Origin of the sequence: Haemophilus haemolyticus M19501, assembly GCF_000222025.1 — a bacterium.
Taxonomy (GTDB): Bacteria; Pseudomonadota; Gammaproteobacteria; order Enterobacterales; family Pasteurellaceae; genus Haemophilus; species Haemophilus haemolyticus_G.
On the sequence record NZ_AFQO01000017.1, the window covers coordinates 24455 to 40382 of the forward strand.

The 15928-nt window shown below is 38.5% G+C and carries 18 protein-coding genes, 1 tRNA gene and 1 pseudogene; 8 read left to right on the top strand and 12 right to left on the bottom strand.

Going from position 1 to position 15928, the window contains the following annotated elements:
* The first annotated feature begins 101 nt into the window (after window positions 1-101).
* The 4 genes from bcp (at window position 102) to GG9_RS00200 (ending at window position 2419) form a co-directional block, all read left to right on the top strand.
* Complete coding sequence (bcp, locus tag GG9_RS00215; RefSeq protein WP_005632902.1) at window positions 102-569, top strand: thioredoxin-dependent thiol peroxidase; 468 nt, start codon at window positions 102-104, stop codon at window positions 567-569.
* Between the two features lie 167 nt (window positions 570-736).
* Window positions 737-1189, top strand: coding sequence for a TonB-system energizer ExbB (gene exbB / locus GG9_RS00210; protein ID WP_005627854.1), 453 nt, complete (start codon window positions 737-739; stop codon window positions 1187-1189).
* A gap of 3 nt (window positions 1190-1192) precedes the next feature.
* Window positions 1193-1636 (top strand): TonB system transport protein ExbD, encoded by a 444-nt coding sequence (gene exbD, locus GG9_RS00205; protein WP_005627856.1) that lies wholly within the window; start codon window positions 1193-1195, stop codon window positions 1634-1636.
* Window positions 1637-1645: 9 nt separating this feature from the next.
* Window positions 1646-2419 carry an energy transducer TonB gene (locus GG9_RS00200; protein ID WP_005632904.1) on the top strand — a complete coding sequence of 258 codons (774 nt, stop codon included), beginning with the start codon at window positions 1646-1648 and terminating at the stop codon, window positions 2417-2419.
* A 57-nt stretch (window positions 2420-2476) separates the two neighbouring features.
* Here GG9_RS00200 and GG9_RS00195 read toward each other — a convergent pair whose 3' ends face one another.
* From GG9_RS00195 to glyQ, 10 genes are all read right to left on the bottom strand, one after another.
* Window positions 2477-3301 (bottom strand): class II glutamine amidotransferase, encoded by an 825-nt coding sequence (locus GG9_RS00195; protein WP_005632906.1) that lies wholly within the window; start codon window positions 3299-3301, stop codon window positions 2477-2479.
* A 268-nt stretch (window positions 3302-3569) separates the two neighbouring features.
* Window positions 3570-3646, bottom strand: a tRNA-Ile gene (locus GG9_RS0109050).
* Window positions 3647-3732: 86 nt separating this feature from the next.
* A complete protein-coding gene (gene glyS / locus GG9_RS00190) occupies window positions 3733-5799 on the bottom strand; it encodes a glycine--tRNA ligase subunit beta (RefSeq protein ID WP_005632908.1) in 2067 nt (688 codons plus the stop codon).
* A 46-nt stretch (window positions 5800-5845) separates the two neighbouring features.
* Complete coding sequence (locus GG9_RS00185) at window positions 5846-6316, bottom strand: OsmC family protein (RefSeq protein ID WP_005632909.1); 471 nt, start codon at window positions 6314-6316, stop codon at window positions 5846-5848.
* Window positions 6317-6735: 419 nt separating this feature from the next.
* A complete protein-coding gene (locus GG9_RS00180; protein WP_005632911.1) occupies window positions 6736-7101 on the bottom strand; it encodes an endonuclease domain-containing protein in 366 nt (121 codons plus the stop codon).
* Between the two features lie 5 nt (window positions 7102-7106).
* Window positions 7107-8372, bottom strand: coding sequence for a histidine-type phosphatase (locus GG9_RS00175; RefSeq protein WP_005632915.1), 1266 nt, complete (start codon window positions 8370-8372; stop codon window positions 7107-7109).
* Between the two features lie 9 nt (window positions 8373-8381).
* Window positions 8382-8828 carry a hypothetical protein gene (locus tag GG9_RS00170; RefSeq protein WP_005632917.1) on the bottom strand — a complete coding sequence of 149 codons (447 nt, stop codon included), beginning with the start codon at window positions 8826-8828 and terminating at the stop codon, window positions 8382-8384.
* Window positions 8828-9172 (bottom strand): hypothetical protein, encoded by a 345-nt coding sequence (locus tag GG9_RS00165; protein ID WP_005632918.1) that lies wholly within the window; start codon window positions 9170-9172, stop codon window positions 8828-8830. The genes GG9_RS00170 and GG9_RS00165 overlap by 1 nt, the downstream gene beginning before the upstream one ends.
* 38 nt (window positions 9173-9210) lie before the next feature.
* Entirely contained in the window at window positions 9211-9471 is a 261-nt protein-coding gene (locus tag GG9_RS00160; RefSeq protein WP_005632921.1) for a hypothetical protein, read from the bottom strand.
* A 58-nt stretch (window positions 9472-9529) separates the two neighbouring features.
* Window positions 9530-10438 carry a glycine--tRNA ligase subunit alpha gene (glyQ, locus tag GG9_RS00155; RefSeq protein ID WP_005632923.1) on the bottom strand — a complete coding sequence of 303 codons (909 nt, stop codon included), beginning with the start codon at window positions 10436-10438 and terminating at the stop codon, window positions 9530-9532.
* Between the two features lie 231 nt (window positions 10439-10669).
* Between glyQ and GG9_RS0109055 the strand changes: the two are divergent.
* The 3 genes and pseudogenes from GG9_RS0109055 to GG9_RS00145 form a co-directional block, all read left to right on the top strand.
* Window positions 10670-11337: pseudogene (locus GG9_RS0109055) on the top strand (substrate-binding domain-containing protein); the annotation flags it as partial.
* A 27-nt stretch (window positions 11338-11364) separates the two neighbouring features.
* On the top strand, window positions 11365-12342 hold the full coding sequence (locus tag GG9_RS00150; protein ID WP_005632926.1) for a FecCD family ABC transporter permease: 978 nt from the start codon (window positions 11365-11367) through the stop codon (window positions 12340-12342).
* On the top strand, window positions 12342-13079 hold the full coding sequence (locus tag GG9_RS00145) for an ABC transporter ATP-binding protein (protein WP_005632929.1): 738 nt from the start codon (window positions 12342-12344) through the stop codon (window positions 13077-13079). Before GG9_RS00150 ends, GG9_RS00145 begins: the two co-directional genes overlap by 1 nt.
* A gap of 48 nt (window positions 13080-13127) precedes the next feature.
* On the opposite strand, the gene GG9_RS0109060 is transcribed toward GG9_RS00145, so the two are convergent.
* The gene (locus tag GG9_RS0109060; protein ID WP_005636334.1) at window positions 13128-13595 is read right to left on the bottom strand and encodes a hypothetical protein; all 468 of its coding nucleotides are present in this window, start codon (window positions 13593-13595) and stop codon (window positions 13128-13130) included.
* Window positions 13596-13786: 191 nt separating this feature from the next.
* Between GG9_RS0109060 and GG9_RS00140 the strand changes: the two genes are divergently transcribed.
* Window positions 13787-14989, top strand: a complete 1203-nt coding sequence (locus GG9_RS00140; protein WP_005632934.1) for an ATP-binding protein — start codon at window positions 13787-13789, stop codon at window positions 14987-14989.
* 331 nt (window positions 14990-15320) lie between these two features.
* On the opposite strand, the gene GG9_RS09590 is transcribed toward GG9_RS00140, so the two are convergent.
* The coding region (locus GG9_RS09590; protein ID WP_032825209.1) for a hypothetical protein at window positions 15321-15928 on the bottom strand (608 nt) is incomplete at its 5' end.

Here is a 15928-nt window from a genome sequence, read left to right on the forward strand (position 1 = left end):
AGAACCTCCGTTGGTTTTTTAATTTTATTATTTGGTATAGCTCGTTATAGTCGCTAAAATGACTTGAATTTGCAAATATTTTTTCATCAAAGGAGCTTTTTATGAATCCGTTATCCGTTGGTAGCCAAGCACCCATTTTTACGTTATTAAATCAGCAAGAACAACCCGTTTCTTTAAATGATTTTCGCGGTAAAAAGGTGTTAGTCTATTTTTACCCGAAAGCACTCACGCCTGGCTGTACAACGCAAGCATGCGGATTGCGTGATAGTAAATCAGAATTAGATGAATTAGGTTTAGTTGTACTTGGCATTAGCCCCGATACACCGAAAAAATTAGCTCAATTTATTGAGAAAAAAGCCCTTAATTTCACACTACTTTCCGATCCTGATCACAAAATTGCAGAACAATTTGGCGTGTGGGGTGAAAAAAAATTCATGGGTAAAACTTACGATGGTATTCACCGAATTAGTTTTTTAATTGATGAAAACGGAAAAATTATTCACGTATTTGATAAATTCAAAACAACAGAACATCATCAAATTATTGTTGATTATCTTCGATCCCTATAACTCTTCAAAAATTACCGCACTTTTCTATATAAAGTGCGGTAAAAATTCATTATTTTTTCAGTTCAATATTTACGCGTTATTCTGCCTTTGCTAGAATTTATCCTTGATTGAAATTCATTCTCAATTATATTCCCAAGATATTTCTCAAATAATAAGGACAGAAAAAAATGATGCAGCTTTTTGATTTTTTACAACAGTACAGTGACTACTTTATCATCGGTTTATTATTACTGATGAGCATTATTATGCTAGCCATGGTAATTGAACGTTATCTTTTCTTAAGAAAGGTAAACGTCGCACACTATTCCACCATTCACGCATTAGATATCGATTTAAATCGCAATATGACCGTTATTTCTACCATTGGCGCAAATGCACCATATGTTGGTTTGCTTGGTACAGTTATCGGGATTTTATTAACGTTTTATCAAATCGGTCATGGCGGTGGTGAAATTGATACCGGCGTGATTATGATGCACTTATCTTTAGCATTAAAAGCGACAGCATTAGGTATTCTTGTGGCTATTCCATCGATGGTGTTTTATAACGGTTTAGGTCGTAAAGTTGAAGTTAATCGTTTGAAATGGAAAGTGTTAAACGAACAAAAAGATAAGGAATAGTCCGTGAAAAAATTCGATGAAATCAACATTATCCCTTTCATTGATATTATGTTGGTGTTACTTGCTGTGGTACTTATCACTGCGTCTTTTATCTCTCAAGGTAAAATTCAAGTTAACGTGCCTAAAGCCAGTACAGCCGTTGCATTTAAAGCTGATGAGCTTGCTAAATTATTGACTGTGACAGCGGATAAACAACTCTATTTCAATGATAGACCTATTACGCAAGAAGCCCTAGAAGCAGAAATTGCCCAATGGAACAAAGATCAAAAAGTCACATTAAAAATTGATGCTGAAGCCTCCTTCCAAGATTTTGTGACCATTACAGATATGCTCTCTAAAAATGAGATCAAAAATGTAGCTATTGTTTCTATGAAAGATAAGGGTAAAAGTGCGGGTAAAAATCCTCAAGAATCTGCACCCGCTCAATCTGTGCCAACGACGCCTTAAGGAATAATTATGCAGCAAACAAAACGTTCGCTATTAGGTTTGCTTATTTCTTTGATCGTGCACAGCATTGTTGTAGGATTAATCTTATGGAGTTGGAATAAGCCAAGTGATAGCGCCAATAGCGTATCAGGCGACATATCCACAAGTATTTCCATGGAAATGGTGCAAGGCATGGTGATGGAAGAACCTGCTCCTGAGCCAGAAAATGTACAAAAAGATCCAGAACCAGAAAAACAAGAGGTTGTGGAAGATCCAACAGTGAAACCTGAACCACAAAAAATCAAAGAACCAGAAAAAGAAAAGCCAAAACCAAAAGAAAAACCTAAAGAAAAGCCAAAGGATAAACCGAAAAAAGACGTTAAACCACAAGAAAAACCAATCAATAAAGATCTACCAAAAGGTGATAAAAATATTGATTCAAATGCAAACGTGAATGCTAAAGCAACCACAACTGGCGCCACCAATAGCAATGCACAAGTAGCAGGTAGTGGAACCGACACAAGCGAAATGGCAGCCTATCGCTCCGCAATTCGTCGTGAAATTGAACGTCATAAACGTTACCCTACTCGCGCAAAAATGATGCGTAAGCAAGGTAAAGTTAGCGTATCCTTCAATGTAGGTCCTGATGGCTCACTAAGTGGTGCTCGCGTTACTCAATCATCAGGTGATGAAAGCCTAGATAATGCAGCATTAGAAGCAGTTAACAGCGCAAGACCTGTCGGTGCAAGACCTTCAGGATTCCCTTCTGGGTTAAATGTGCCGATTAGTTTCACGCTTCAATAAAAAAAGTGCGGTTAATTCTCTTTGAGTTTAACCGCACTTTTATTTGGCTAGATTTAATTAAGCTACTCGATTACCTAAGGTACCATCATCAATCGATTCTTTCGGAGTACCTACCACTTCAGCAATTTTGTCCCCGTTCTTGAAAAATACAAATCCACCATTTTCCATTTTTGTCCAATTTTCATCTTTGGTTAATGGAAAGGTTGTAATGATATTCACTTTATCGCCTTCCTTTGCATAATCACTAAAATCAATGACACCATCATCATCAATTCTGTGCGCTTTACCAAAAGGCGCTTGTCGCATAACATAATGTAAATTCGTTGAACAATGAGCTATCATCCATTCGCCATTAGAGAGAATAAAATTAAATGTGCCGTGTTGAGCAAGCTCTTTTGTTACTTTTTGAATAGCCTCAAAAATTTCCATTTCACTCGGTTTTTTACGAAAAGTATTTTTAAGATATTCCGCCATATAACAAAAAGCAGCTTCAGAATCTGTAGAACCGATTGGCTGCAAAAAATGTTCTGTCATATCTGGTAAGTTTTTCAGATTACCATTATGCGCAAAAACCCAGTTTTGCCCCCAAATTTCACGAATAAACGGATGAGTATTTTCAATATTCACTTCACCCTGAGTCGCCTTACGAATATGCGCAATGACATTCAAAGACTTGATTTTATATTGCTTCACACAATCAGCGATGGGGGAAAGGCTAGCAGCTTGATTGTCGCGAAAAATACGCACTCCACGCCCTTCAAAAAAAGCGATTCCAAAGCCATCTGAATGACAATCAGTTAAACCAGCACGACGACGAAAACCTTCAAAAGAAAAGACAATATCCGTCGGCGTATTACAATTCATTCCGAGTAATTGACACATAATTTAAATAAGATATAACCTCACAATATATGAGTGATTTAACACCATTACGAAAGGAATATCAAGAGAGATTCTATGGATTTTTCATGTGATGTAGGTATTAGGTCTATCAGAAATAATGCTTTTAGCTAACACACCATTTTCTAGAAATCATTACCGATTATTTCTAATGAGAGTCCTATTCAAAAAATAAGATCTAGAATTAAAGTAATAAATATTGATAAAAGTAATTAATCTAAGGAAATTTAAAGGGTATAGTAAGAGGAAATGGTCCCCCCTACCGGACTTGAACCAGTGACCAAGCGATTATGAGTCGCCTGCTCTAACCGACTGAGCTAAGGGGGGAAAGTGCGGTGATTATAGAGAAATAATCACTTGAAGTCTATAAAAGAAGGGATGATTGATGAAAAATCAATCATCCCTTTTTATCATTATTGAAGCACTGAAATATCCGCCACTTGTAAGAATAACTCTTGAAGTGTGTTCAATATCGCTAAGCGGTTTTGGCGTAATACTGGATCTTCAGCATTTACCATTACGTTATCAAAAAAACTATCTACCGGTGTGCGTAAGTTCGCTAATTTATCTAATACTGCGGTGTAATCGCCTTCTGCGATAAGCGGTTGTACTTCAGTGCGTAATGCAAGTACTGCTTCCGCCAGGGCTTTTTCTGCAGGCTCTACGCAAGCGGTCAAATTGATCTCGCCGATTGCAGCATCCGCTTTGGCTAAGATGTTACTTACACGTTTATTTGCTGCCGCTAACGCTTCTGCTGAATCTAACGTGCGGAAGTGTGATACCGCACGCACACGCGCATCAAAATCAGCTGGACGAGTTGGACGACGCGCCAATACCGCTTGAATTACATCCACCGCAATGCCTTCATCTTGATACCATGCACGGAAACGACCGAGCATAAAGTCCACGACATCAGTAACCACATTTTGATTGGTGAGTTTATCACCGAAAAGTGCGGTGGATTTTTTCACTAAATCGTCCAAATCCAGCGGCAAGTTTTTCTCAACGATAATACGCAATGCACCTAATGCCGCACGACGCAATGCAAATGGGTCTGCACTACCTTTTGGTGCTTGGCCGATGCCGAAGATCCCTGTTAAAGTGTCAAATTTATCCGCTAAAGCGACCGCACTTGCCACCAACGATTTTGGTAACTCATCACCCGCAAAGCGTGGCATATATTGCTCATTTAATGCGACTGCGACTTCTTCATCTTCACCATCGTGACGAGCATAGTGCATACCCATTACACCTTGCGTATCAGTGAATTCAAATACCATGTTCGTCATCAAGTCACATTTTGACAGTAAACCTGCACGTTTTGCTTTCGCTTCATCTGCACCAATTTGTTTTGCAATTTCGCCTGCAAGTTGCTCAATGCGGTCTGTTTTGTCTTTCAATGTGCCCAGTTGTTGTTGGAACAACACGGTTTCTAAGCGTGGTAAACGATCGACCAGTTTTTGTTTTAAGTCGGTTTTGAAGAAGAATTCCGCATCGGTTAAACGTGGACGAACCACTTTTTCATTCCCCTCGATAATCGCGGTTGGATCTTCTGGGTTGATGTTCGATACGAAAATAAAGTGCGGTAATAATTTGCCGTCTTTGTCATAAATTGGGAAATATTTTTGGTCGCCTTTCATAGTGTAAACCAATGCTTCCGCAGGCACAGCTAAGAAACGCTCTTCAAATTTTGCCGCTAATACGTTTGGATATTCCACCAACGAAGTCACTTCTTCAAGCAGGCTTTCTTCAATATCAGCCACGCCGCCAAGTGCGGTCGCTTTTGCTTGAGATTTTGCAAGAATTTCTGCTTTACGCTCGTTGAAATCAGCCACTACATAACCTTTTTTACGCAATAATTGTGGATATTGGTCTGCATGTTGAATTTCAAATTCTTTCTCGCCTAAGAAACGGTGACCTCGAATGGTGCGTGCGCTTGCTACACCTAAGATTTCACCTTCGATTAACTCATCACCTAACAGCATGGTCACAGTATGAACAGGACGAATAAACTGCACGGTTTTGTCAGCCCAACGCATTGGTTTTGGAATTGGCAATTTTGCTAAGGCATTAGCCACAATGTCGTTTAGCAAGTTTTTGGTCGGCTGACCTTCAATTTTTGCACGATGAACTAACCATTCGCCTTTATCAGTCGCAATGCGTTCTGCTTGCTCAACGGTAATACCACAACCGCGCGCCCAGCCTTCTGCCGCTTTAGTTGGTTTACCTTCTGCATCAAAGGCTGCAGATACTGCTGGCCCGCGTTTTTCGATTTCTTTGCTCGGTTGCTGTGTGGCTAAGTTCAACACTTTCACCGCCAAACGACGCGGTGTCGCAAACCATTCGATCTTGTCGAAGGTTAAGCCCGCTTGGTTTAATTCCGCCTCAACGTTATCCGCAAAAGAGGTTGCTAATGTTTTGAGAGCTTTTGGTGGCAGCTCTTCCGTGCCAATTTCTACTAGGAAGTTTTGGGTTGTCATTTTGTTTTCTCTGGTAAGGTGCACCTTGGCACCATTTTATTTTAATTTAATCTTTTTCAATAATAGCTTCACATTTCACCGGAAAATTAAGTGAATTTGCAATAAAACACGCGTGATGTGCATTTTCATGTAATGCCAATGCCTTAACGGCATCCGACTCGCTTGAAATTCTCACACGAGGTTTTAATGTTGCCGAAATAAATCGTCCAGCATGCTCAGAATTGCCTTCATCCATAATTGCTATTGCTTCATCACGGTATTCTTGCACAATAATGTTATTAACTGCACAAAAATGTAAATACCATAATTTATGACAGGCAGAAATAGATGCCAGTAGCATATCTTCAGGATTCCAACGAGTTTTATCGCCACGAAAAGCAGGATCAGCAGAACCTAAAATATTAGGTTTATTCAATGCCGAAGCAATAAAATCCCGTTCGTATGCAATATAAGATGAAGTACCAGCTCCTAAATTTCCAACCCACTCTACCGTAGTTTGATAAGTATGTTGCTTCATTATATTTCCCGTTATCATTTCTGCCAAATCTCCCCTATTCATCTTTGCTAAAGAGGGGATTGGATCTTTGGAGAGTTAAATATTTATGTTCTATTTTAACGTTTTTTGAAAGCAGATAATTTAATCTCTATTAAACTTAAAATGTAAATGAGTCAGTTACTATCAATTTACTCAAGAATTCTCCTCTTTAGCAAAGAGGGGTAAGGGAGATTTACTCGCTTCGCTCGCACTTCGTGCCGTTGCTAAAGCAACGTTCAAACGCTTGCGTTTGTGACAGAAGTTAATCCAACTTCATACTCAATAATCCCTCATATTCTAAAATATAAATAGCCCGCTACTGTCAATTTACTCAAGAACTTCCCCCCTCTTTAGCAAAGAGGGGTAGGGGAGATTTGTCAGAGGTTAATCCAGCCTCATACTCAATTAGCCCTCACATTCTCTAAAAACAAATAAATCTTCTCTACTACCGCTTCAATTTCACGTATGACTTCATCATTGCTAAACCGCATCACCGTAAAACCAAGTGAATTTAATGCTGCGTCTCGCAATGCGTCTTTTTCCTGATAATCAGGTTCATAATGCTGGCTACCATCTAATTCGATAATCAGCTTTGCTTTCGCACAATAAAAATCAACAATATAACTTAAAAGTGGCTTTTGTCGATTAAATCGAAAGCCTAATAATTGATCTCGATTGATGTGTTGCCATAATTTTCTTTCCGCATCCGTTTGCTCCACTCGCAATTTCTGCGAATTCTCTTTTAAGTATTTTTCATAGGGTTGCATGAACGCTACTTCTTACCGTTTTCAATACTCCCACTCAACACCTGTTGAAAACGTTCGTAATCACAAAAACCATTTGCATCTTTTTCACAGCCTTTGAGGGTTAATGCCGTTTGATTTGGTGGTGTTGCTAAACTTAATGGCGTGATGTTAATCAGTTGTTCAGTGGTTTGATACACATAATCCAACTTAAATTTAAGCTTGCCACTTGGTTTGTGTTTCCACACTTCAAATAGCAACTTGCCACCGATTGGGATATTTTCCAATGAATCATTCAATTCATAAGGCTCAACACCCAGTGCTGCAAGCAGAGCAACGATATTAGAATCGTGTCCAACCAATAAGTTAATTTTATTTTCACTATTTAGCTGTTGCTGAATAAATGCTAACAACGGATATGATGCATTTTGTGCCAATGCTTCGTTGTTTTTAAATAAAGTGCGGTAATATTCGTTTTTAATTTCGTTAATTGCACGCCATTTTTCTTGGCTATCCACGCGGCCGTTTGTGATTTCTGAATCAGGCTTACCCACATAATGTGAAAGCAATAACGCACTGACAATTTTCTTCCCGGTGCTAATAGAACCAGTAATTTTGACTGACTTACCATCTTTAATACTGTATTCACCGACTTTTCCACCTAAATCACATTCGCCTTTTTGTAAGCAGTTTGGTGAATTTTTATAATCAATGATTTTACTTAATAACGCATAATTTGGTGCAAGTTTTTGCTGTAACGCATTTAAATCTACTTTGCTTTTTGCAGATTCAATTAAGGCTTTACTTGGATTATGCGCTTGGGTGTTAAAAATCGGATCTTTTTCTGAACCAATTTTACCGTGATGTTGCAGTTGAACATTACAACCTGCAAATGCACCAGAAACAATCGCCTGACCTGTTGCAATGGTGCGTTGCACGCCATTCGCATAAGCGAAAATGCCTTTGCCTGATGCACAACGTTCTGTTGTTAATAATCCTTTGTCTGCCAGCCATTGCCCTAAATACTGTCCGAAATAGGTTTCTAGCACCGTCCCTTTTGCCGTGAGATAGCCAGATGGTACATTCCATTTTGCCCACTCATAAGGGGAATATTTCGCCATTTCTTGCGGATCTTTTTCCACTGGCGAACGCAATCCGTGTCGGCTAAAAATCAATACTTTCTCTAATTCATAATCAGAACTTGAGGAATTTGAGCTATTTTCTGTTGCTAACACACTAGTTGCTAAAGCAGAGCCAAGCAAAAGTGCGGTAAATTTTAGGGTTATTTTTTTCATATTCGAGACTTAATCATTTAATGTTGAAATTGAACTATAAAAATTCAAGGCATATTTGGTGCCGTAAACTAACACCATAAATACTGCAACAATATTGACTACCGCAAAAAAGATTAGTTGTTTACTGTTGCTCTCCACCCAGAGCATTTTAAATAATGCGAGCGTACCAATATTTTCATCAAGTTCACTCTCTCCGCTTAATGCTCTTAAGGTTTTCAGCATCTTGCGTAGAAAAGCGACAGTATTGATTGCCATTACACTGAGTGCAATAAATCCAGAAGCGAGGCATAAAAACAGCACTAGTACATCACTCCAGCCCCAATGTACCCAATCCAACTCAGAAAACATAAATAATGCCAGTGATAAAAATAACACTGCAGGCGTTAAATTTCGTAGAAACATTAAATAGTCATCGCCAATTTTAAATAAAAATTGTAAAAAACTGACCTTCTTCATTACTTACGAATCTTCCAACTTGTCTTGGTTTTCATTAAACGCACTTTACCATCTTTTGAGACATAGCCGCCTTTTACCACATCTAAAACCGTATTTTCTGGCAAATCAGACGCAAACACTTCAACCTGTTGTTTATCTTCCGAAAGAATGCCGTAAACCGCTTGGGTTTTATTGGCGGGGTCATCTAGCTTAATATCCGCTACATCAAACACGTGTACACAGGCTTTTCTCAAATAAGAATAAGACTGCCCCGAACTTGGTAAGCAACCGTGAGCATCGGTTTGACCGCCCAAAGTTGGCATTTCAGTTTGCGGTTGCGCATTACTACAAGCGGTCAAAATCATCGCTGAAGTTGCAAAGGCTAAGGGTTTTGTTCACCATTTTAGAAAATCTCTTTTAGTTTGGATTCATCCAAAATAACACGATCGTCATCTAACAATAACGCCGGAAAGCCCGCATAGCCTTGTGCTTTTGCATCATCAAATGCGGTGTGACGATCACGCAAGCGTAACCATTGTTTCAAATTCGGGATGGAAGATAGTACTTCCACTGACTCATAATCCACGCCCAAGCGTTTTAACTCCGCCACAAATGGCGCAGTATCAGAGCAATCTGCCGCATAATAAAGAATGGGTTTGCTCATTTTTCTCTCCTAAAGTGCGGTCAAATTTTACCGCACTTTTTTGAATTACCTTTAAGCGTTATTTTTTACAACCAGGGAAACCTAAGGCTTCACGGCTTGCATAATAGGCTTCAGCCACCCCTTTGGTTAAGGCACGAATACGTAAAATATAGCGTTGGCGTTCGGTGACCGAAATTGCTTTACGTGCATCTAACAAGTTGAAGCTGTGTGCTGCTTTCAAAATACGTTCATAAGCTGGCAATGGTAACGGTTTTTCTAAAGCTAATAACTCTTGTGCTTCTTTTTCGTATTGATCGAAGCAGTAGAATAAGAAATCTGTGTTTGCGTGTTCAAAGTTATAGGTTGATTGCTCAACTTCATTTTGATGGAAAACATCGCCATAAGTGGTTTTGCCTAATGGACCATCAGACCAAACTAAGTCATACACAGAATCGACGCCTTGAATGTACATAGCTAAACGCTCTAAACCGTAGGTCACTTCGCCTGTTACAGGTTTACATTCTAAGCCGCCCACTTGTTGGAAATAGGTAAACTGGGTTACTTCCATACCGTTTAGCCATACTTCCCAACCCAAGCCCCAAGCACCTAAGGTTGGGTTTTCCCAGTTATCTTCCACGAAACGGATGTCGTTTTGTGTTGGATCGAAGCCGAGCATTTCAAGCGAGCCTAAATAAAGTTCTTGAATATTATCTGGAGAAGGTTTGATCACTACTTGGAATTGGTAGTAATGCTGTAAACGGTTTGGGTTTTCGCCGTAGCGACCATCGGTCGGACGACGTGAAGGTTGAACATAAGCAAATGCCATTGGCTCTGGGCCTAATGCACGCAATGCGGTCATTGGGTGAGAAGTACCTGCACCCACTTCCATATCAAAAGGTTGCACAATGGTGCAGCCTTGGTTTGCCCAATATTCTTGTAGGGCTAAAATCATACCTTGGAATGTTTTTACGTTAAATTTTGTGCTCATAATCGTTGATCTAATGTGATTAAAAATGCCCGCATTATACTTGAAAGCGTAAGGCGGATAAAGGCGAAAAAGTGCGGTCAAAAAACGAATTTTTTTACAAAATGGACAGAATTTGTAAAGTAAATGAAAATTCTCAACTAGGAAATGAATTTCTATTGTGCCAGAATAATGCACTTTTTTAAAAAGAGGAACCAACTTAATGAAAACTAACTTAATTACTACCGCACTTTTCCTGAGCAAATTGCCGCACAATCTCCTTATTCTAAAAATCGCTTGATGATGTTGGATAAACTCAATGTGGATAAACCAACCCTTGAGCCGCAACTCACCGCATTATTGCCCTATCTCGATAAAACGTTTCTTATCAATGAAACCTTTTACCCACAACTTGTAGCAGATTTGAAAAAACTCGGGGCAAAAATTGAGCCAATTAATAACACGCCACAAACGGCAGAAGAATTATTTGGGCTTATATTGCACTTGGGCAAACTTACGGGTAACGAAACCCATGCGGAATCTTTGGTTAAAAAACTTAAATTACAAGATTCTCGCCTCAATCTATCACTCACTGACACATTAATACTTTCAGATACAGGCATTGTAGAAACTTATACGCCACAGTACCTACTTTACTTAATTTGCTAGGCTTAACCCCGCTAAAAACACTGCTTACGGAACAAAATTTTTCTCTTGAAAAAGTGTTACGAGCTGACCCAAACGTGTTGATTGAAATCAGCGACCAACAAAGTTACAACGAGCAAGCGGAATTACTTAAACATCCGCTTTTACAAAATCTTTTTAAAAATCGACCGCACTTTCGTATTCCAATGAAATATACCTATTGCTTCGATCACGGCGTGTGGCAAGGTGCAGAGAAGATTTATCAACAATTAAAATGATATTTGGATTACATAGGAAATTATTCATTGACCAAAACACTAAAATTAAATACCGCACTTTTCTTAGCGTTGCTGTTGATTAGCAGTTTTGCAATTTATCATCAGCTCGGCGATTTTGCTCATCTCAAAAATGCCGATGGTGTGCTTACGGATATGCGTTCGCTCGTATTGCTTGATATTCGCCTACCGCGCATCGGACTAGCCATTTTAACTGGCGCAAGCCTTGCTTTAGCAGGCAATGCAATACAAGGGATATTTCAAAATCCACTTGCAAGTCCCAGATTATTGGGTAGTAGTACCGGTGCAACCACCACCAGTGTCTTTTTGCTTTACTATTTTTCCGTACCCTTAAGTCTGTTGCTTATTGGCGGTGTAGCTGGCGCGTTATCTAGTTTTTTATTGGTTTATTTAATCGCTAAAAACCACGGTACAACGGCGATGATTTTAAGTGGTTTAGCCGTCAATATGTTTCTCTCTGCTGCCGTCGCATTGCTACTTTCGAACGCAGAAAGCCCGTGGGCGTTGGCTGAACTGTACCGCTGGCTACAAGGCTCTCTTGTATCGGCAAAATTTGATACGCTACTCATTTCATTTCCAATCGTATTATTGGGATTATTCTGTTTGTATCGTGAACGCCGCTATATTGACTTGCTCACCTTCGGTGAAGAAACTGCAAGTACAATGGGCGTAAATCCTAAACGTAGCTTTTTCGTCATGACCTTTGGCGTGGCATTATTAGTTGGAGCAACGATTCCACAAACAGGCACTATCGGTTTTGTTGGCTTAATCGCACCGCACTTTGCTCGCCTATTGCTAAAAAAACGCCCTTCGCAACTTTACATCACCAGTGCATTACTTGGCGCATTATTGCTACTTATTGCGGATCTTTGCGTGCAATATATTCCTGTCTTTTCACATATTTATATTGGCACGCTCATCGCAATCATTGGCGCCCCTTGCTTAATTTGGATTTTAATTACGGAGCAACGCAAGTTGGCAAGATAATGATTAGAATCGAAAACCTTTCTCAGCCTTATGGCTTAAACAACATCAGCTGCACGCTTCCTAAAGGAAAACTGATCGGCATTATGGGCGCAAATGGTGTGGGTAAATCAACTTTGCTCAAAACGATCGCAGGAATTTTACCTATTGCAAAAGGTGAAATTTATTTTGGGAATAGCCCGTTAAGCAAAATGAGTACAACGGAAAAAAGCCAGCAACTCGCTTATCTTGCGCAAGATACCAATATCCATTGGGATTTATCGGTTTATGATGTGATTGCTCTCGGCTTAAATTCGCCATTATCATCGGCAAAAGAGCGGTCAAAAATCACGGAGATTTCACAAAAATTTTCGATAGAACATTTGCTTAATAAATCCTTTCAGAAACTGTCAGGCGGAGAAAAAGCACGAGTGCAACTCGCTCGTTGTTGTATCAAAAATGCACCGATATTGCTTGCTGATGAACCTATCGCACCACTCGATCCCTATTACCAAATAGACATGATGGAACAATTAAAATCGCTCACGCCCCAGCATACTTGCGTTGTAGCGATCCATCATTTATCCCTTGCATATAAATACTGTGATGAAGTGATTTTGCTCAATAAAGGCAAAATCATTGCGACTGGCAAAACACAAGCGGTGCTAAATTCAGCGAATCTTGCACAAGCCTTTGATATAAGCGTGAAATTTGATGTAGAAAAAAGAGAGATTTATGGAATAGAGAAATTGGAAACTTAATTCCAATTTCTCATTTTGCTGAAAGTAAAAAAGTATTTTCGAGAAAAATCAACCGCCCTTACAAATCAACCAAGGAACTTGCTTGCCTTGTTGATTCTTGTAGTAAATGGAACTTTGAGATCGCGCGATTAAGTCCACATAACTTCCTTGAATTGGATCATACGAACGATAAACCACTTCAAATTTTGTACCGCGCGCATTCAGTGTCAGCGTATATGAATGATCAAAAGGCACCGCCTTACCATTATCTAACTGGAAATAAAACCCGAAGTTATCTTTCATACGGCTTTCACGCGAAAGAGGGAAATAAGTCGTCAAATGAGAAATCCCCCCAGTTTCTTTATTATTACAACGATAATGATATGGCTTGTAATTAACCGAATTATTTAACTCAGCTTGGCTAATATTATTCTTTAAAAATCGAGATTTAACCGTTTTCTTGGGCTGATGTGTTGTGGTACAAGCAAATAAACTCACTAGGACACCCACAAACAATGCCATCTTTAATTTATTCATAAATACAAAATTCCGAGAAATAAGAAAGCGCGTATGATAGCGGAAATTGGGGATTGTGCAAGGGATTGGAATGAGACTAAAAAATGCAATAAAAACTGGAAATGTAATTCCAAATACACACAAAAAAATAAAATATGGAAATTAACTTCCGATTTTTGTACACTTTTTTACAGATATGAAATTAACTTCCAATGAGTAAAGCTATGATCTCTCGTGAAAATTATTTACAACAACTGATTCAATTTAAAGATACCGATTTTATTAAAGTCATCTCGGGTGTTCGTCGTTCTGGTAAATCGGTGTTACTCATGCAATACCGTGATTACTTGCAACAGCAGGGCATTGCTTCCGAAAACATTATTTATCTCAATTTTGAATCTTTTGAATATCAATGGGTGAAAGACGCTCAAGATTTCCAACAGCTTATTCAAGAAAAAATGCCGTCTTCCCCAGCTAAAACCTACTTTCTGATTGATGAAATTCAATTTGTGGAAGGTTGGCAAAAAATCGTCAATGGGCTTCGCGTGAGTTTTAACACCGATATTGTGATCACGGGTTCTAATGCCAATTTGCTTTCTGGCGAGCTTGCGACGCTGTTAAGCGGTAGGTATATAGAAATCAAAATTTACCCGCTTTCTTTCAAAGAATTTTTGCACGCCAAAAATGTGGATAGTCAATCAAGATTGGTCGATAAACTCTATTCGGAATACGAAAAATACGGTGGTTTCCCCAGTGTTGCTATTGCTAATGAACCTTTAAAAGAAACGATTTTATCAGGCATTTTTGATTCCATTGTGCTGAATGACATTGCGCATCGAGCCGGCGTGAAAGATACCCATATTCTTAAAAGCGTGATTCTCTTTCTGGCGGATAACGTAGGACAGTTGGTGAATCCAAGCAAAATCAGCAACACGCTCACATCCGAACGTGTCCCCACCTCAAATCACACGATCAGCAAATATCTTGATCTGTTAGAAAATGCGTTTCTTTTTTATAAAGCAAAACAATACGATATTCGCGGAAAAGGCTATTTAAAAACCAACGCGAAATATTTTATTGTGGATAACGGTTTGAGACGACACGCTATCGGCAAAAAAGGGGCAAATTATGCCAATCGTTTAGAAAATATCGTTTTTATTGAATTGCTAAGACGGGGTTATACCGTAGATGTCGGTAAACTCGACAGCAAAGAAATTGATTTTATCGCCCGAAAAGCCGATGAAATTCTATATGTACAAGTTGCCTTTGAAATCCCTGAAAATACCCACGAAACAGATAATCTTTTGCATATTAAAGATAACTATAAAAAGATTTTAATTACGGGAAAATATTACGAACAAACGGAGATTGATGGGATTGAAGTGATTTATGTGGTGGATTGGTTGTTGCAGTAAATATAAAAACGTTGGAAATTTTAACCGCACTTTTGTGATTAATGTTTATGCTGGTGCGCGTTTCCTAATACGTGCCTTGGACATTAAATAAAGTGCGGTTGATTTTTGAAGTATTTTTGTTGGAATTAGGCACACGCTGTGAAGCGTGTGCCAATAGAGTGTAAATAAAGAAAGATAGTACCAGCGGTCACGCTGGTGCAGCTTAATAAAAACATTACGAATTTTATTTATAAGCCGTTGGCATAACCAATATTCAAAATTCTTTGGATTTTTTGATCGCGCTTTTAGCTGAGAGGCACAAGCGAGGACGCTTGCGCTATCATGGGGGAGACTAATGAACTTTGAATCTTTCTTTTTTTAGCCTTAGCATATTTAAAATTTCATCTAATTTAAATTTATCAAATGGATCAAGCTCTTTTGAATTATATCTATTAGTTAAGCAAGCTATAAACTTATCAATAAAGCTTTCTTCAGCTTCCAAATATTCTGCTAATGTTATTCCATCAATAGTATGATTTGTTTTATATCTTTCATCAAGAAAGTAACAAAAATTATATAATCCATTATAATTATTGCTATCATCAATTAAGCCTTCCATAACTTGATTAACATTTTCTTCAGTCAGAAAAACTTTATACTTGTATTTTTCATAGCTGCTATACGTATTATTCCAGTCTCCAGCTTTTATAAATGGCAATAATTTATATAAATTGTTAATAGTATTATTATTTTCTAAAATTAAGTTTTGTTTTTTAAAAATTTTATAGAACTCTGATCTTATCCTCATAAAATCCAGATCTTCTTCATTAATATATCCCAACCCTGTAGCATTAAGTCTAAAAAATTTAAGATCAGGTAGTGAGGAGTTTTCTTTATATTTATTCACGTATTTTGAAAGTATACTTTCTATTTCATTAATTGATATATCTTTGCATAGAT